Genomic DNA, 18,357 nt, shown 5'->3' on the forward strand with positions numbered 1-18,357 from the left:
GTCGCCCAAAGCTTGCCCGCGGGCCTGACCCGAGGGTGTTCGGCAGCTTGGGGATAACGACATGCATCGAAACAGAAATCTTGAAACGCGCGGCTTATCGGCTCCCGTCCTGAAAAAATCAAACGAAATAGCTTCGCCGATCCATGAGCATTGGTGATGGATCATCAATGTCGAGCGCCGCCGTCTGACCTGCCACAGCCGGCTCGCGAAATTATTTCCGCTTCAACGCATCGGCCAAAGCGGCGCCGAACGCGCCCTGCTGCACCGGCCGCTCCGGCTGGCGTTGGGGCGCGGGCGCGCGCGGCACCGGCCTGCCGCCATTGTCGCGCGGCTTCGGTGCGCCACCGTCACCATCCTTGCGCATCGACAGGCCGATGCGCTTGCGCTTGATATCGACGTCGACGACACGCACCTTGACCACGTCGCCGGCCTTGACCACCTCATGCGCGTCCTTGATGAACCGATCGGCCAGTTGCGAGACGTGCACCAATCCGTCCTGGTGCACGCCGATATCGACGAAGGCGCCGAAAGCCGCGACATTGGTGACGGTGCCTTCAAGCTGCATGCCGGGCTTCAGATCCTTGATGTCGTCGATGCCGTCGGCAAAGGTCGCGGTCTTGAAGCCGGGGCGCGGATCGCGGCCGGGCTTTTCCAGCTCCGCCAGGATGTCGCGCACCGTCGGCAGGCCGAAGCGCTCATCGACGAAGACGCGCGGATCGAGCGCCTTGAGTGCGGCGCTGTCGCCCATCAGCGAGCGGACGTCGCGCCCGCAGGCCGCGACGATCTTCTTGGCAACGCCATAGGCTTCCGGATGCACGGCCGAGGCATCGAGGGGTTCGCTGCCGTTTGGAATGCGCAGGAAGCCGGCGCATTGCTCGAACGCGCGGGGTCCAAGGCGGGAGACCTTCAACAGTTCGCGGCGGCTGGCGAACGGGCCGGAGGCATCGCGATGCGCAACGATCGCCTCGGCCAGCGATGCGCCGAGACCCGAAACCCGCGCCAGAAGCGGCGCTGAGGCCGTGTTGAGATCGACGCCGACGGCGTTTACCGCATCCTCGACCACGGCTTCCAGCGAGCGGCCGAGGCGGTACTGATCGACGTCGTGCTGGTACTGGCCGACGCCGATCGACTTGGGCTCGATCTTGACCAGTTCGGCGAGCGGATCCTGCAGGCGCCGCGCGATGGACACTGCCCCGCGCAGCGACACGTCGAGGCCGGGAAATTCCGCCGCCGCCGTTGCCGAGGCGGAATAGACCGAGGCGCCGGCCTCGCTGACGATCACCTTGAGCGGCTTCGGCCCGGACCCGGCAGGCATGTCAGCCAGCATGTCGGCCACCAGCCTTTCGGTCTCGCGGCTGCCGGTGCCGTTGCCGATCGAGATCAGCTCGACCTTGTGCAGCCGGATGAGCTTGGCCAGTTCGGCCTGCGTGCCGCGCACGTCGTTCTTCGGCGGGAACGGATAGACCGTTGTCGTCGCCAGCAGCTTGCCGGTGCCGTCCACCACCGCCACCTTGACGCCGGTGCGAATGCCCGGATCGAGCCCCATCGTCGGCCGTGAGCCGGCAGGGGCGGCAAGCAGCAAATCCTTGAGATTGCGGGCGAAGACATGGATGGCTCCTTCTTCGGCCCGCTCGCGCAGATCGCGCATCAGATCGAGCGTCAGGTGCAGCGACAGCTTTGTGCGCCAGGTCCAGCCGGCGACCTCCATCAGCCAGCGGTCTCCCGGCAACTGGCGGCCGATGGCGTAGGCGTCGGCGATCATCCGCTCAACCGGTTTCACCGGAGAGGCGTCATCGGCATCGACTTCGATGTCGAGTGACAGAACCTCCTCGTTGCGGCCGCGCAACATGGCCAGCGCGCGATGGCTCGGCACGTTGGCCCAGCGCTCGACATGGTCGAAATAGTCGGAAAATTTCGCGCCGGCCTCCTGCTTGCCGTCGACGACGCGCGAGCGCAGAAAGGCGCGTTCCTTCATGTAGGTCCGCAATCTGCCGACCAGATCGGCATTCTCGGCGAACTGTTCGGACAGGATATCGCGCGCACCCTCGAGCGCCGCCTTGGCGTCGGCCACGTCCTCGCTGATGTAGGCCAGCGCCAGCTCGGCGGGTACAGCCGTACGGTCGGCGAGAATAGCTTCCGCCAGAGGCCCGAGCCCGCGCTCGCGTGCGATCTCGGCCTTGGTCCGGCGCTTCGGCTTGTAAGGCAGGTAGATGTCTTCGAGTTCGGCCTTGGTAGCGGCTGCAGCGATCTTTGCTTCGAGCTCCTCGGTCAGCTTGCCCTGCTCGCGGATCGAACCAAGGATGGTGTCGCGGCGCGCGTCGAGTTCGCGCAGATAGGCCAGCCGCTCGGCGAGGTCGCGCAGCTGCGTGTCGTCGAGGCCGCCGGTGACCTCCTTGCGGTAGCGCGCCACGAACGGCACGGTCGCGCCGTCGTCGAGCAAGCCGATCGCCGCCGCAGCCTGTTCGGGCCGCGCGGCGATCTCGGCGGCTATGATGGTTGCGATGCGCTTGATGTCGGCTGCCATGTCGTACCTGTCGCTAGTCGAAACGAGCAGCGACCATAGGCGCAGAGCACTGCCGCGCCAACCGCGCCATTTTCAACCCGGCGAGAGGTCCACAGGAAAGGTCGGGCTGTCTGGATGGATCAGACCATCCGGCTCAGCGCCTCGAAGAAGGAAATCATATCCAGATCGAGCGGATCGTCGACCGGTACCGGCTGCGACGACATCTTTGCGATTACCATTTCGGCCTTCGGATTGACGTAAAGCCACTGGCCGTGGATGCCGATGCCGCAGAAGGCGCCGCTTGCCGCGCCCGTCTGGTACCATTTGTTGCGATAGCGGCCACGCGGAAACAGGAACGCCATCGTGCCGCGCCGCCAGGCCTCGGCGTCGCCGCCAGTTTCGGTCGTGTCGCGCATCCAGGCTTCCGGCACGACGCGGCGGCCATTGGCCACGCCGCCTTGCCGCATCATCTCGCCGACGCGTGCAAGGTCGCGCGGCGTCACCGAAATGCCGCCAGCGGTGCGCGCCGTGCCTTCCATGTCGACTGTCACCGAGGCGTCGCCGACGGCGCCGAGCGGCTCCCATAATTTTTCGCGCATCAGATCGTCGAAACGCCGGCCAGACGCACGTTCGAGCAGGATGCCGAGCAGGTCGGAATTGGGCGAACGGTAGCGGAACGTCCGGCCATGCGGCTCGGCCAGACCCTGCAGCGTCATGAGGAAAGTGGCCAGGCTCTCGATGCCCCCGCCTGGATTCCACAGCATGGCGCGGCGGTAGCGGGCGAAGGCGCTTTCCGGATCGAGATAGGCCTCTTCGAAATCGAGGCTGACACTCATGTCGAGCACGTGCCGCACACGCGCATCGCCATAGGCCGAGCCGGCGGCTTCGGGCAGATAGCGGCTTACCGGAGCCTGCGGATCGAAAATCCCCTCGCCTTCCAATATGCCGGCAACAATGGCGGTCAGCGACTTGCTGATCGAAAAGACGATGTGGCGCGCCCCAAACTCCATATGCGGCGCGAACCAGTCGCCGACGAATTTGCCGCGTTTCATGATCGTCAGCGCGTCGGTATCGGAGCGCGCGAGAAACGCCGCGACAGTCTCCGCGCCGCCTGCAAGAGCGACTTTTTCGCCAAGTAGCCCGCCGAAATCCTGGGCCGACGCTTCGCTGCTGCCCGGCTGTGCCGCCACGGCAGCGCTCGGCACCAGCTCGCCGACATTCTGGAACGACCACCGGCTGAACGGGCTTTCCCGCCAATTGCCGAGCAGCACCTCCTTGCGGGCAAAGCCATATCTGGTCTCGAACGCGGTCTTGCCGGCCATAGCCGCTTCCTTCCGGGTCTTTGGCGTTCTAGGCGAGCGCCGCGGCGATGGCGTGCACGGCTTTCAGTGTCGCCACCGATAGGCGACGTTAAAAAAATGCGGACAAAACGGACCCGGCCGGCGCCTGCCGCCGGGTCCATCACGATGCGGTCACTTCTGCAGTTCGGTCCAGATCTTGCTGTAGATTGCCTGCACGTCCTCGGAACACAATTTTTGCAGCTCGCCATGCGCCTTGACGTCTTCCGGGATGATGACTTCCGGCGCATCCTTCATATCGGCCGGCATGTACTTGTCGGAACCGGCAATGCCGTTGGCGTAGCGGTGGAAGGCGGATAGGCCGGCGGCATTTTCCGGATCCATGATGAAGTTCTGGAACAGCTTGGCGTTCTCGACATTCTTGGCTTCCTTCAGGACCATGACATTGTCGCTCCAGAGGCCAAAACCTTCCTTGGGATAGAAATAGTGGATCTTGGGGTTCGCCAGCCGCTGGCGCAGGGCTGAGCCGTTCCAGTCGCTGGTCGCCTTGAAATCGCCGGCGCCCATTTTCTCGATGGTATTGTATTCCATTGCGATCCAGTTCGGCTTGGCAGCAACCAGCGTGTCACGCACCTTCTTCAGCGTTTCCTTGTCGCTGGCGCATTGCGCGGCGCCGACATATTTGGTCGCCGCGAACATGACGTCGTTCATTTCCGGCACGACGTTGACCTTGCCCTTCAGTTCGTCGGGCGTGTTGAAGATGATGCCCCAACTGTCCGACGGCCCCTTGTAGACATCGGTGTTCACCACGATGCCCACCGTGCCCCAGGCCCATGGCACGGAATATTTGCGGCCCGGATCGAAATCGGGATTGGCCCATTCCGGCGCCACGTTCTTGAAGTTCTCCATCTTGCCGGGATCGGTCTCCTGAACGAGGCCTTCCTTGATCCAGATCGGCACGAAGGTTTGCGAAGGCACCGCGATGTCGAAGCCGGTGCCGCCCTGGCGAACCTTGGCCAGCGCCGTATCGTTCGAATCGTAATCGGTGATGGTCACCTTGATGTTGTATTTCTGCTCGAACTTCTTGATCACGTCGGGGCTGGTGTAGTTGCCCCAATTGTAGATGTTCAAAACGCCGTCCGCGAAAGCGCCGCTTGTCGAGGCGAGCAGCGCCAACCCGACGGCGGTCGCTGATGTCTTCCAGTTCATGTTTTAGCTCCCATTTTCGATTTTCAGTCCCGTTTCCTGCTGATGAAGAAAAACAACGTCACGATGGCGACCGACAAGAGCAGGAACACGGTCGATATCGCGTTGATCTCCGGCGTTACCCCTCGACGTATCTGGCCAAGCATGTAGGTCGGCAGCGTGTCCTGGCCGCCCGATTTCACGAACTCGGTGATGACGACATCGTCGAGCGAGATTACGAAGGCCAGCATCAATCCGGCCAGGATGCCGGGCCAAAGCAGCGGCAGGGTGATGCGGCGGAACGTCTTCCACGGCGTCGCATAGAGATCGGCGGCGGCCCGTTCCAGCGTCAGGTCCATGTTCTCCAGCCGCGCCCGGATCGGCAGGTAGGCGAACGGAATGCAAAAGGCCGTATGCGCCGCGATTAGGTAGCCGAGTCCGGAATAGCCGGTGAATATCTTGATGCGCGAGAAAAAGATCAGCAGCGCCACGCCGGTGACGATCTCCGGCACCATCAAAGGTTGGTTGATGGCGGCATATTTGAAGGTCAGGCCGGGATAGGGCGGCGTGCGCGTGGTGGCGAGCGCCGCCATGGTGGCGAAGATCGTGGCCAGGATCGCCGCGATGGCGCCGATCTGGAAGGAGCGCACGGTGGCGTCGATGACTTGCGTGTTCTGCCACGCCGACTGGAACCATTTGAGCGAGAAGCCGCCCCATTCCGACGTCGAGGTCGCGGCGTTGAAGGCATAGACGACCAGCACGACGATGGGCAGATAGAGGACGACGAAGCAGGTCGCGGCGATCGCGGTGAATCCCGGCTGATGCTTGATTGCGAAGCTGCTAGCCATGACGCATCTCCGACCGGCCGGTGTTACGCACATAGGCGAGCAGCGCCACCATGACGATGACCATGACGGCGATCGACAGCGCCGAGCCGAGCGGCCAGTTGCGGCCTTGCCCGAACTGCAGCTCGATCAGGTTGGAAAGCATCATGGTCTTACCGCCGCCCAATAGGACCGGTGTGACATAGGCGCCGAGCGCCGGAATGAACACCAGGATGGAGCCGGCGATGACGCCCGGCTTGACCAGCGGGAAAATGATACGCCTGAGCACCTGGAAGCGTGTCGCATAAAGATCGTAGCCGGCTTCGACCAGCCGGAAATCGAGTTTTTCCATGCTGGCGTAGATCGGCAGCACCATCAGCGGCAGATAGACATAGGCCATGCCGATCAGGATCGCCGAATCGGTGAACAATATCTGGATCGGCCCCGAAATGATGCCGAGCTTGAGCAGCACCGTGTTAATCAACCCCTCGTTGCGGATGATCTGCAGCACGGCGAAGGTGCGGATCAGCAAGTTGGTCCAGAACGGTATGGTGATCAGGAACAGCCAGAGATCGCGCGTCTTCTCGCTGCGCGTCGCCATGAAATAGGCAGTAGGAAAACCAAGCGCCAAAGTAGCGATCGTGGTCACGATGGCAAGCTTGATCGAGCGCCAGAAGATAGTGACATGGGCGGCAGCAATGGAAAGCGTGTCGTCGAAGATGTCGCGTTCCATGAACACCGATGTCCAGGCCTCGGGCGAGAATTGCCACTTCACGTCGCCATAAGGGCCGGGCGTCAAAAACGAATAAACCAGCACGATCAGCAAGGGACCGGTTGCTGCAAGGAAGATGATCAGCAGGGCCGGCGCCGACAGCAGCCAGCGGTCGCGGATGTCGCGCCGTTCGGCCGCCTTGGCGACTTCTTCCGCGCTCGCCATCAATCCCTCAGCACTTGCGCGGCGTCGTTGCCGATCGAGACGCCGACCTTGTCGCCCCGCTCGAAACCGCAGCCTGCGCTGCGCGTGTTCTGCTGGCGCACGGTGAAGGCTTCGCCGCTGTCCAGTTGGACATGAATATGCGTGTCGGTGCCGAAATAGACGATGTTTTCGACGGTTCCGGAAAGATCGCCCTTGCCGCCGGTCAGCTTGGCGTGTTCCGGCCTGACCACCAGCGTCGCATTCTCCTTCGGCTGGAAGCCCTCAGCCACCGTCGCGTCGATCGTCGCGCCGGATTTTAGTGTCGCGCGCGCCTTGCCGTTGCCGATGCCGGTGATGGCCGCGGTCAGGAAATTGGTTTCGCCGATGAAGTCGGCGACGAAGCGCTCGGCCGGCTTGTCATAGATGTCCCAGGGCGTGCCGACCTGCAGGATCTTGCCGGCCGACATCACGGCGATGCGGTCGGACATGGTCAGCGCTTCTTCCTGGTCATGGGTGACGAAGATGAAGGTGATGCCGGTCTGGTGCTGCAGCCGTTTCAGTTCGATCTGCATTTCCTTGCGCAGCTTGTAGTCGAGTGCCGACAGCGGCTCGTCGAGCAACAGCACTTTCGGCTGCGGCGCCAGCGCGCGGGCCAGTGCGACGCGCTGCTGCTGGCCGCCGGAGATCTGGCTGGTGCGGCGGCCGCTCAGCGCCTCCATCTTGACCAGCTTCAGCATCTCGGCGACGCGTGCCTTGATTTCGGCTTTCGGCTTGCCCAGCATCTCCAGGCCGAAGCCGATATTCTCGGCCACTGTCATGTGCGGGAACAGCGCATAGGACTGGAAGACGGTGTTGACCGGCCGCTTGAACGGCGGCAGCGGCGCGATGTCGTGGCCGTGCAGCAGGATTTCGCCTTCACTGGGAAAATCGAAGCCGGCGATCAGCCTAAGCAGCGTCGTCTTTCCGCAGCCCGACGGCCCCAGCAGCGTGAAGAACTCGTTCTCGCGGATCGACACCGAAACCGTGTCGAGAGCGGCGACTTGTGCGTCCCCGGTACCGAACACCTTGCGGACGCCGCAGACCTCGATTGCACTCTTACCCGGTTGATCCGGCACGCATTACCCCATTTTCATGTCCGCTCTTGATGGCGGATCCAGTTCCCATTCGATTGTCAGCATATGCCGGTCGGCTTGGCAACCATGCATCTGGATCTCGGTTCAGAACGCAAGCCCCATGCCATAGTCAGCGCCATCATCAACCCCGGTAAGTGATCTTGCCGCCGCAGATGGTGCTGACCGGACGCACCTTGTGCAAGGAAGCCGGTTCAGTTGCCTCGATATCGGCCGACAGCACCACCAGATCGGCCAGATAGCCTGGTTTCAGCCGGCCCTTACGGTGTTCCATGAATTCGGCATAGGCGCCTTCGACCGTATAGCCCGCAAGCGCTTCCAGCAGCGAGAAGCTCTGGTCGGGGTCGCCCTCTGCCCAAGGCTTGCGCAGCACCGCCGCCCGAATGCCCAGGATCGGGTCGACCCGCGACACCGGCCAGTCGGAAGCGAAAACGACATGCGCGCCCGCCTGCTTCAGCGTCCGCCAGGCATAGCTGAGCGGCCATCTTTCGCGGCCAATGCGCGAGAGCGTCGGCTCCAGCGGGAAGTCCATGGCGCCGGGCGGGTGCGGCGGCTGCATCGAGGCGACGACGCCGAGTTCGGCAAAGCGCGGCACGTCGGCGGCAGTGGTGACCTCGATGTGCTCGACCCGGTGCCGGCTGTCGCGCCTGCCGTTCTTCCGCCGCGCCGCCTCGTAACCGTCGAGGACCGCGCGCACAGCGCCGTCGCCTATCGAATGCACGGCGATCTGCAGCCCGCGCCGGTCGGCCTCCACCGCTACCTCGGCGAAATGCTCTGGCGTGAACAGCGGCTCACCGCGCCAGCCCGGCCGGTCGGCATAGTCGTCGACCATGACCGCGGTCCAGCCTTCCAGCACGCCGTCGTAAAACATCTTGACCATGCCGGACGACAGCCATTCCGATCGATAGGAGTTGGCCATGCTCGATGCCTTTTCCAGCTTGTCGAGCGTCATGAAGTTCTTGAAATGAAAAGGTATCTTGGTGCGGCAGAGCAGCCGCCCTTCCTGCTCCAAACCGGCAAGCAGTTCGAGTTGGTAGAGATTGCCGTCCATGTTCTGGATCGAGGTGATGCCGTGGCGGGCGCACCATTCCAGACCGCGATGCATCAGGTCGCGATCGGCCGCGACTTCGGCTGCGGAAGGGTACGGCTCGGGCTCGCCGCCTGTCGCAAGGCCGAGCCGCACGCGGTTCTGCCCGGAAAGCTCGAGGATCGGCCCGAACGCCTCTCCCTCGCGCAATTCGCCCGCCGCGAGGCCGTCGGCGCCCATGACGATCTCGTTGCCGGGGCCGAGTTGCTTGCCGTGCAGGATGCCAGCCAGCTTCAGCGCCTTGGTGTTGGCCCACATCGTGTGGTGATCGGAAGCCGACATCGCGAACGGCCGGTCGGCGATGATGCGGTCGAGATGATGGCGGGTGACCGGCTCTTCCTTGGAAAGGATAGTGTAGTCGACGCCGGCCCCAAGCAGCAATTTGGCGTTCGGCCGTGCCGCAGCGTAGGCGCGGATCGCGTCGCTCAGCGCATCGAAGCCATGCACGCCCTGAAGGTGCAGATTGTCCAGTTCGGCGGCGCCGCCGAAAAGGTGCATATGCGCTTCGATGAAGCCCGGCACCACCGAACCGCCTTGCGCATCGATAATCTTCGTGGCCGGCCCTTTCAGCGTCTCGATCGTCCGGCGATCGCCAACCGCCAGGATGTTGCCGTCCTTTATCGCCACCGCTTCGGCTGTCGGATTGCCTTCGTCCATGGTCAGCACACGGGCATTGGTGACGATCAGGTCGGCATTTGAACTCATGATTACCCGCAGGTCGGTTGCGCTGCCGGCAGGCTAGACGACCGGCTGCCGGGCCAGCAAGCCATGGCTGGTTGGCCCAGCGCCTTGTGAAAGGCAGTGCAGGACGGTTAGGGTCGCCGCGTCTCACCACGGAACAATTTCATGAAGACTGTTTTGTCGCCTTTCCATGCCGGCCATTCCGGCAATGTCGAATTGATCGCCGGCGCCATCGTGCCGGCCTTTGAAAAGCCGTCGCGCGCCGAGTTCATCAGGGCGCGGGTGGAGAGCGAGAAGCTCGGTCCGATCCTGCCGCCGGAAAGCCACGACCTCGCCGCCGCCAGGAAGGTGCATGCCAGCGACTATATCGATTTCCTGCCGACCGTGTGGCCGCTCTGGGAAGCATCGGGCCGCAGCGGTTCGGCCATTCCCTTCACCTGGCCGACGCGCGGCCTGCGCGGCGACGTGCGCCCGAAAGGCATCGATGCGCTGCTCGGCTTCTACTCCTTCGACGGTGGGGCAACGTTCGTCAAAGGCACATGGGATGCGATCAAGTCGTCCTATGACGTCGCGTTGACCGCCGCCGCGCTGGTCAAGGCCGGTGAGCCTTCCGCCTTCGCGCTGTGCCGCCCGCCAGGGCACCATGCGGGGGCGGCCTTCATGGGCGGCTATTGCTTCATCAACAACGCCGCCGTCGCCGCGCAATGGTTCCGCGACCATGGCGCCGGGCGCGTTTCGATCCTCGACATCGATTATCACCACGGCAACGGCACCCAGGAGATCTTCTATCGCCGAGGTGACGTTCAGGTGCTGAACCTGCATGGCGATCCGATGACGGAATATCCCTTCTTCCTCGGCCATGCCGACGAACGCGGCGAGGGCGACGGCGAAGGCTTCAACGACAATTACCCGATGCCCTTCGGCACCGGCTGGGACGTGTGGAACGCCTCACTCGAGGACGCTTGCACGAGGCTTTCGGCTTATGCTCCTGACGTCGTCGTGGTTTCACTCGGCGTCGACACCTTCGAGAAGGACCCGATCAGCCAGTTCAAGCTGAAGACCTCCGACTACCCCAGGATCGGCCGCCGCATCGCCAGGCTCGGCCTGCCGACGCTGTTCGTCATGGAAGGCGGCTACGCCGTCGAGGAGATCGGCATCAACGCCGTCGGCGTGCTGACCGGCTTCGAGGACCGCTAGAAGTGCCGCCGGTGCCTGCCAATCAGATGGCAGCGCTCGGCAAGCGGTACCGCCTGCCTGACCGATCGTTCAGCCTGCGGCGGCACGCGCTGACCCGCCCGCTATCTTGTTGTTGGACCATGATGTTTTTCCAGAATGCGTTCGCCCTTTGCGAAATGATGTTCTATTTTTTGAACCCACGGCTTGCAGGGCCTATTGATCGGAAGAACAAACGCATTTGAGCCCGGGAAAGCATTTATGAACGACGACACACCGGAAAGCGAAAGCGCCTCGGCGCTGGCGCCGTTCCGGTACGGCATCTTCCGGGCGGTGTGGTCCGCCAGCCTCGTCTCCAATTTCGGCGGCCTGATCCAGGGCGTTGGCGCCGCCTGGATGATGACGACGATCGCCACCTCGTCCTACCAGGTTGCATTGGTCCAGGCCTCGACCACCTTGCCGATCATGCTCTTCGCGCTGCTGGCCGGCGCTATCGCCGACAGCTTCAACCGGCGCAAGATCATGCTGATCGCGCAGATCTTCATGCTCGTCGTCTCGGCTCTCCTGACCGTCTTCACCTATCTCGACCTGATGACGCCGTGGACGCTGCTCGCCTTCACCTTCCTGATCGACAGCGGCACCGCGCTCAACAGTCCGTCCTGGCAGGCTTCGGTCGGCGACATGGTGCCTCGCACCAAGGTGCCGGCGGCGATCGCGCTCAACTCGATGGGCTTCAACCTGACGCGCAGCGTCGGCCCGGCGATCGGCGGCATCATCGTTGCCGCGGCAGGCGCTGCCGCGGCCTTCGCCGTCAACACGCTGAGCTATGTCGGCCTCATCGTCGTGCTGGCCCGCTGGAAGCCGGAACTGCCGGCCTCCGCCTTGCCGCGCGAGACGCTGGGCGCCGCAATGGGCGCCGGCCTGCGCTACGTCGCCATGTCGCCCAATATCGGCAAGGTGCTGGTCAGGAGCTCGGCTTTCGGCTTCAGCGCCGGCGCGGTCCTGGCGCTGCTGCCGCTGGTCGCGCGCGACGTCGTCAAGGGCGATGCCTTGAGCTACGGCATCATGCTCGGCGCCTTCGGCATCGGCGCCGTCGGCGGCGCGCTGACCAGCGTCAGGCTGCGGCAGCTGCTGTCCAGCGAAACCATGGTGCGCATGGCATTCGCCGGCTTCGCCGTCTGCGCCTTCAACGCCGCCGTCAGCAATCATGCCTGGCAGACGTCGCTCGGTCTGCTGCTCGGCGGCGCCTGCTGGGTGACCGCGCTGTCGCACTTCAACGTCACCGTGCAGATGTCGACGCCGCGCTGGGTGGTCGGCCGCGTGCTTTCGGTCTACCAGACCGCGACCTTCGGCGGCATCGCGCTCGGCAGCTGGGTCTGGGGTGTCGTTGCCGACGCGCATGGCGCCGAAGTCGCCCTGATGGCGGCCAGCGTCGCCATGCTGGCGGGAGGCGCCATCGGCCTGCTGCTGCCGCTGCCGCAGCAGGCCGTGCTCAACCTCGATCCGCTCAACCGTTTTCAGGAGCCGCATCTGGCGCTTGATCTCAAGCCGCGCAGCGGTCCCATCGCCATCATGATCGAATATGTCATCCGCAACGAGGACGTACCGGAATTCCTCGCCACCATGGCCGAGCGCGGCCGCATCCGCCGCCGTGATGGCGCCCGCAACTGGACCTTGGCGCGCGATCTCGAAAATCCCTCGATATGGATCGAGCACTACCACACGCCGACCTGGGTCGAATATATCCGCCACAATCGGCGCGCCACCTACGCCGACGCCGTCATCGGCGAGCGCATAAGGGCGCTGCACAGCGGCAACGAGCCACCGCGCGTCCGCCGCATGATCGAGCGCCCGACGACAGCAGGCACGGCGCTGGTGATGCCGAAGGGACCGATCGAGCATTAGTGGCTGGCGGTGCGTCCAGTTGGACGAGCAAAGGAAATTGCGGCGCCTGGCCCAATCCGCGAATGCACGAACAGGATGGCCATTGTGGAGAGACGGTTATATCAGTTGGTGTGACTATGACCACTAAGGGGAGACGATGCGTTACATACGTCCGCTTTCAATTGAAGACGCCGCCGGCCTGTTGGCCGGTTCAGCCGGCACGGCCGCCATCCTCGCCGGAGGCAGCGACCTCTTGGTGAGAATGAAAGGCGGCTTTATCGAACCCGACCTGATCGTCGACATCAAGGCGATCGACGGGCTTGGCGAGATCAGGGAAACAGCCGAGGGCTTCAGCATCGGCGCGGCGGTCCCCTGCGCCGTGCTGGGCGAGAACACGGCCCTGCAGAAGGCATGGCCCGGCGTCGTCGAAGCGGCCAAGCTGATCGGCTCGAAGCAGGTGCAGGGACGCTGCACCATCGTCGGCAATCTGTGCAACGCCTCGCCGGCCGCCGACAGCGTGCCGGCGCTGGTGGCCGCTGGCGCCAAGGCTGTGGTCGTCGGCCCGGGAACCAGGCGCACGATTGCCGTGCAAGCGGTGCCGACTGGGCCGGGCAAGACGTCGCTGGCCAAGGGCGAGATCATCGAGGCAATCCTGCTCGACAGCCGTCTACCGCGTTCGGGCGATGCCTATCTGCGTTTCATTCCGCGCACGGAGATGGACATCGCAGTGGTAAGCGCCGGCGTGAACTTGACGCTCGATGAGCAAGGTCGCGTCAAATCCGCCCGTCTGGCGTTGGGCGCCGTGGCGCCGACGGTGATTCTGGTCGAGGAGGCCGCCGAGGTTCTCATCGGCTCCAAGCTGGACGAAGCCACGCTGGACAGGCTCGCCAAGGTCTGCTCGGGTGCCTGCCGCCCGATCGACGACAAGCGCGGCACTATCGAATTCAGACGGAAAGTCGCGGGTGTGCTGGCCAAGCGGGCCGCCACGACCGCCTATGCACGCGCAGGAGGCAAATGATGGCTGGTGTGGCAGTATCAACGACAATCAACGGCGACAATGTCGAGTTCCTTTGCCAGCCGGACGAGACGCTGCTTGATGTCCTGCGCGATCGCCTGGGGCTGACGGGCGCCAAGGAAGGCTGCGGCACCGGCGACTGCGGGGCCTGCAGCATCATCCTCGACGATCGGCTGGTGTGCTCGTGCCTGGTGCTCGGCGCGGAGGCCGAGGGCCGGCGCGTCGAGACCATCGAGGGCATGGCGCATGGCGACAGGCTGCATCCGCTGCAGCAGAAATTCCTGGAGCACGCTGCACTCCAATGCGGCGTCTGCACGCCGGGCTTTTTGATAGCGGCGAAGGACCTTTTGGCCAAGAATCCCGATCCGACCGAGGAGGAGATCCGCTTCGGCCTCGCCGGGAACCTCTGCCGCTGCACCGGCTATGACAAGATCGTGCGTGCCGTTCAGGACGCCGCCAGCGTGATGAAGGGAGCATGACGATGAATTTCGATCCGCGTTACTCCGGACGCAATTTCACCGCTGTCGGCACGCGTCCCATCCGTCCCGACGGCGTCGACAAGGTGACGGGCCGCGCACGCTATGGCGCCGACTTCAACATGGCCGGGCAACTGGTCGGGCGCGTTCTCAGAAGCCCCCATGCGCATGCCACGATCAGGAAGATCGACACGTCGAAGGCGGAGAAGCTCGCCGGCGTCAAGGCCGTGATCACCGCGGCCGACCTGCCCGACCTCACCGACGGCGATGCCGCCATGTACGACATCCTCGACAACTGCATGGCGCGCAAGAAAGCGCTCTATGACGGCCATGCCGTGGCCGCGGTGGCTGCGGTCGATGCCCGCACGGCGAGGCAGGCACTGAAGCTGATCGAGGTCGACTACGAGGTGCTGCCGCATGTCACCGACGTCGACGAGGCGATGAAGCACTCCGCACCTCTGGTCAACGACGCCATCTTCACCGAGGGCCTCGAGCAAAAGCCCCTCAAGCCTTCCAATGTCACCAAGCGCACCCAGTACGGCCATGGCGACATCCATGTAGGTTTCGGCCAGGCCGACTTCGTCGTCGAACGCTCCTTCAAGACCGAGCAGACGCACCAGGGTTATATCGAGCCGCATGCCTGCGTGGCCAGTGTCAGCTCCGACGGCACCGCCGACCTGTGGGTCTGTACGCAAGGCCATTTTGTCTACCGCCAACACTGCGCCCAACTGCTTGGCATGGAAGCCTCGAAGCTGCGCGTCACCTCCTCGGAGATCGGCGGCGGTTTCGGCGGCAAGACCCATGTCTGGGCCGAGCCGGTGGCACTGGCGCTGTCACGCAAGGCCGGGCGGCCGGTCAAGCTGGTCATGACGCGCGACGAGGTGTTCCGCGCCTCCGGCCCGACCAGCGCCACCTCGATCGATGTTCGGATCGGCGCCCGCAAGGACGGCACCATCACGGCGGCCGAGGCGACGCTGCGCTATAGCTGCGGCCCCTATGCCGGCACGTGGGCCGAGATCGGCGCCATGACGGCCTTTGCCTGCTACAAGCTCGAGAACGTCAGGACGGTCGGCTACGAAGTGCTGGTCAACCGGCCCAAGACCGCGGCCTATCGCGCGCCGTCGGCTCCGATGGCGGCGTTTGCGGTGGAAAGTGCGGTCGACGAGCTGGCCAAGGAGATCGGCATGGACCCTGTCGAGTTCCGGATCAGGAACGCGGCGCAGGAAGGCACCAGATCGTCCTATGGACCGGTATATGGCCCGATCGGCATCGGGCCGACGCTGGAGGCGGTGAAGAACCATCCGCACATGAAGGCGCCGCTCGGCAGGAACCAGGGCCGCGGAATGGCCTGCGGCTTCTGGTTCAATTTCGGTGGCCAGACCTGCACCGACCTCAACATCGGCATGGACGGCTCGGTCTCGCTTGCCGTCGGCACGGTCGATGTGGGTGGTTCCCGCGCGTCGCTTTCGCTGGTCGCGGCGGAGGAGCTCGGCATCCCCTATGAGCAGGTCAAGGCGGTGGTCGCCGATACCTCCAGCCTCGGCTACAACGACATGACGGACGGCAGCCGCGGCACCTTCTCCTCCTCCATGGCGACGATCTCGGCCGCCCGCAACGCCATCAAGGTGTTGCGGGAACGCGCCGCACAGATGTGGGACATACCCGTCGACGACGTGGTCTGGGAAAAAGGTCACGCGATTGCCAAGGGCGAGAAATACGGCAACCTTGCAGCATTGTCGCTGAAGGAGATCGCAGCCGCGTCAGGGAAGACGGGGGGACCGATCGCAGGCCACAGTGAGCTCGTCGCCGACGGCGCCGGCGTCTCCTTCGCTACCCATATCTGCGATATCGAGGTCGATCCCGAGACCGGCTCCACCAGGGTGCTGCGCTACACCGTCGTCCAGGACGCCGGCAAGGCGGTGCATCCGACCTATGTCGAGGGGCAATACCAGGGTGGTGCCGCGCAAGGCATCGGCTGGGCGCTCAACGAGGAGTATATCTACGGCAAGGACGGGCGGCTGCAGAACCCTGGCTTCCTGGATTACCGCATCCCGGTCTGCTCGGACCTGCCGATGATCGACACGCAGATCCTCGAGATCCCCAACCCAAACCATCCCTACGGGGTGCGCGGCGTCGGCGAGACCTCGATCGTGCCGCCGCTGGCGGCGATCGCCAATGCGGTGTCGAACGCCGCGGGCGTGCGCATGACCCATATCCCGATGTCGCCGCCGCGCATTCTGGCGGCGATCGAGGCGGAACGGGGAGGCTGATGGTCGAAGTAACGCTCTGGGGGTCGCTCGGCGCGATCGCCGGAGGCAAGAGCAAGGTCGAAATCGAGGCGAAGGATATTCGGGAGCTGTTCAGGAAACTGGCTGAACAGTATCCCGGCCTCGAGCCATACATCGATCGCGGCATCGCCGTCGCCATCGACGGGACGATCTATCGCGACACCTGGTCGAAGGAACTGCCGGAAGGGGCGGAGATATTCCTGCTGCCGCGCCTTGCCGGGGGATGATTTGGGCTCGAGCTCAAGCCGCGCTCCGTGCGGCCAATGCTCGTTTATGAATTCGCGGCCCAGCAGGTCTATCATAACCCGAACACTACAGTGGAATTGCGGTCACTTCTTTGGCCGTTCGGATCACGAACATCGTGTGGTATCGCGCGACGTTGCTTCGGTCTCGGAACAGTCGCTCGCACAGTGCATCGAACTCTTCCATATCCGTCAGGCGGAGCATGAGGACGGCATCGGTTTCGCCGCTTACACTGTAGGCCTGAGTGACGGCCGGTTCCTGGGCGGCCAACTCGAGAAAGTCCCGCATATACTGCTCACCATGACGCTCCAGTTCGACGATGACGATCGCCTTCAAGCCCCGGCCAGCCTTTGCCGGTGCGAGAAGCGCGACGACGCGGCTGATGACACCACTTTTCTTCAGTCGTCGTATGCGGCGCAGGCAGCTCGAAGGGGAAAGCCCGATTAACCCCGCCAGTTTGGCGTTAGTTCGTGAGGCATCATCCTGGAGCAGGTTGAGAAGCCTTCTGTCGATCTTGTCCATGTTGGTCGCGCTCAGCGTCGGTGCGTTGCAATTTTATTGCACGGAATCGCAAACTTTGACCACAAATGCGAAGCGTCTCACGCTACTCAGATGGCTCCAGGGATGATGGAGCAGCATGATGGCAATTTGCGTCGCCTTCTATCGCAAGACATTGGAGACGCTTGAAATCTATTGGGAACTGGTTCGCGTGATCGTTCCGGTTGCGATTGCCACGCGGCTGCTGCAGGACCTTGGCGTCATCCAGGCGATTTCTCCGTTCTTCTCCCCGCTCATGTTGCAGGTGGGGTTGCCACCGGAACTCGCCTTTGCCTGGCTGACGGGATTGCTGGTCGGGATCTGGGGCGCGCTTGTGATCGTATTCACCTTGGTTCCGGTTTCGGCGCTCAGCACTGCCGACATGACGGTTCTTTCGGCTCTCTTGCTGTTTGCACATGCCATTCCGATCGAGCAACGGATCATTCAGAGGGCCGGGCCGAGCTTCCTGGTCACCGCGGCGCTTCGTATTGGCGGGGGTTTGGTCTTTGCTGTCCTTCTGCATCAGATATTCGCCGTGACCGGATGGCTGTCAGGACCGGTGAAGCCGGCGTGGATGCCGACGAATGAAAGCACCGACTGGGGCGGCTTTCTCCTGGGTACGCTCAAAACCCTGGGCATCATGCTCGTTGTTCTGCTTGCGCTGAGCTGGGTGATCGAGCTTCTAAAGATGTCGGGCATTTTGGAGTGGATGAACAGAGGGCTTGCACCGCTCTTTCGGCTCGCCGGCATCGAAAAGCAGACGGTACCTTTCGCCGCTGTCGGCCTGTTTCTCGGGATTTCCTATGGCGCAGGACTGCTGATCCGCGAGGCGCGCACGCCTAGCGCGGAGCCGCGTCAGATATTCCTTGCCTGCGTGTTCATGGGTTTTGCCCATAGCCTCATTGAGGATACGTTGGTCGTCGTCACGCTTGGCGCTGATGTTACGAGCGTGCTTCTCGGTCGCCTAGCGTTTGCCGTGCTCGCGATCGCCGTGATCGCAAAAGTAATCAAGGCGGTTCCCGACGCTTTTTTCTTCAAGACACTCTTCCACAAGGAAGAAGACAGTTCGCGCAATCGGATTTCGGAGCCGGCGATTAGCGGGCCGTTGACGTGAGCC

The 18,357-nt window shown here is 63.6% G+C and carries 15 protein-coding genes; 7 read left to right on the forward strand and 8 right to left on the reverse strand.

Translation table 11 applies throughout. The features are described 5' to 3' along the window. Positions 1–211 precede the first annotated feature (211 nt). The 7 genes from NKH33_RS03505 to NKH33_RS03535 form a co-directional block, all read right to left on the reverse strand. Positions 212–2,524, reverse strand: coding sequence for a Tex family protein (locus tag NKH33_RS03505; protein WP_352777051.1), 2,313 nt, complete (start codon positions 2,522–2,524; stop codon positions 212–214). Between the two features lie 119 nt (positions 2,525–2,643). Next, entirely contained in the window at positions 2,644–3,825 is a 1,182-nt protein-coding gene (locus NKH33_RS03510) for a serine hydrolase domain-containing protein (RefSeq protein WP_352918210.1), read from the reverse strand. A gap of 150 nt (positions 3,826–3,975) precedes the next feature. Next, entirely contained in the window at positions 3,976–5,010 is a 1,035-nt protein-coding gene (locus NKH33_RS03515; protein WP_352539328.1) for an ABC transporter substrate-binding protein, read from the reverse strand. Positions 5,011–5,033: 23 nt separating this feature from the next. Beyond that, a complete protein-coding gene (locus NKH33_RS03520; RefSeq protein WP_352918212.1) occupies positions 5,034–5,834 on the reverse strand; it encodes an ABC transporter permease in 801 nt (266 codons plus the stop codon). Continuing rightward, a complete protein-coding gene (locus NKH33_RS03525; protein ID WP_352918214.1) occupies positions 5,827–6,747 on the reverse strand; it encodes an ABC transporter permease in 921 nt (306 codons plus the stop codon). The genes NKH33_RS03520 and NKH33_RS03525 overlap by 8 nt, the downstream gene beginning before the upstream one ends. Continuing rightward, positions 6,747–7,841: an ABC transporter ATP-binding protein gene (locus NKH33_RS03530; protein WP_352918216.1), complete on the reverse strand. Its 1,095-nt coding sequence runs from the start codon at positions 7,839–7,841 to the stop codon at positions 6,747–6,749. The genes NKH33_RS03525 and NKH33_RS03530 overlap by 1 nt, the downstream gene beginning before the upstream one ends. 139 nt (positions 7,842–7,980) lie before the next feature. Beyond that, positions 7,981–9,648 (reverse strand): amidohydrolase, encoded by a 1,668-nt coding sequence (locus NKH33_RS03535; protein ID WP_352918218.1) that lies wholly within the window; start codon positions 9,646–9,648, stop codon positions 7,981–7,983. A gap of 141 nt (positions 9,649–9,789) precedes the next feature. On the opposite strand from NKH33_RS03535, the gene NKH33_RS03540 reads away from it, so the two are divergent. The 6 genes from NKH33_RS03540 (at position 9,790) to NKH33_RS03565 (ending at position 16,687) form a co-directional block, all read left to right on the forward strand. After that, on the forward strand, positions 9,790–10,821 hold the full coding sequence (locus NKH33_RS03540; protein ID WP_352918220.1) for a histone deacetylase family protein: 1,032 nt from the start codon (positions 9,790–9,792) through the stop codon (positions 10,819–10,821). A 237-nt stretch (positions 10,822–11,058) separates the two neighbouring features. Further along, a complete protein-coding gene (locus NKH33_RS03545) occupies positions 11,059–12,702 on the forward strand; it encodes an MFS transporter (RefSeq protein ID WP_352918222.1) in 1,644 nt (547 codons plus the stop codon). Positions 12,703–12,838: 136 nt separating this feature from the next. Beyond that, positions 12,839–13,699, forward strand: coding sequence for an FAD binding domain-containing protein (locus NKH33_RS03550; RefSeq protein WP_352448181.1), 861 nt, complete (start codon positions 12,839–12,841; stop codon positions 13,697–13,699). Further along, the gene (locus NKH33_RS03555) at positions 13,699–14,175 is read left to right on the forward strand and encodes a (2Fe-2S)-binding protein (RefSeq protein ID WP_352448182.1); all 477 of its coding nucleotides are present in this window, start codon (positions 13,699–13,701) and stop codon (positions 14,173–14,175) included. Before NKH33_RS03550 ends, NKH33_RS03555 begins: the two co-directional genes overlap by 1 nt. A 2-nt stretch (positions 14,176–14,177) precedes the next feature. Continuing rightward, entirely contained in the window at positions 14,178–16,442 is a 2,265-nt protein-coding gene (locus NKH33_RS03560) for a xanthine dehydrogenase family protein molybdopterin-binding subunit (RefSeq protein ID WP_352918370.1), read from the forward strand. Next, complete coding sequence (locus NKH33_RS03565) at positions 16,442–16,687, forward strand: MoaD/ThiS family protein (RefSeq protein WP_023675441.1); 246 nt, start codon at positions 16,442–16,444, stop codon at positions 16,685–16,687. Before NKH33_RS03560 ends, NKH33_RS03565 begins: the two co-directional genes overlap by 1 nt. Positions 16,688–16,772: 85 nt before the next feature. On the opposite strand, the gene NKH33_RS03570 is transcribed toward NKH33_RS03565, so the two are convergent. Then, positions 16,773–17,225: an Lrp/AsnC family transcriptional regulator gene (locus tag NKH33_RS03570; protein ID WP_352918224.1), complete on the reverse strand. Its 453-nt coding sequence runs from the start codon at positions 17,223–17,225 to the stop codon at positions 16,773–16,775. 118 nt (positions 17,226–17,343) lie between these two features. Here NKH33_RS03570 and NKH33_RS03575 point away from each other — a divergent pair, with 118 nt between their 5' ends. Continuing rightward, positions 17,344–18,354, forward strand: coding sequence for a nucleoside recognition domain-containing protein (locus tag NKH33_RS03575; protein ID WP_352918372.1), 1,011 nt, complete (start codon positions 17,344–17,346; stop codon positions 18,352–18,354). The last annotated feature ends 3 nt before the right edge of the window (positions 18,355–18,357 follow it).

The sequence above is a fragment of the Mesorhizobium sp. M1182 genome (assembly GCF_040318335.1).
Lineage (GTDB): Bacteria > Pseudomonadota > Alphaproteobacteria > Rhizobiales > Rhizobiaceae > Mesorhizobium.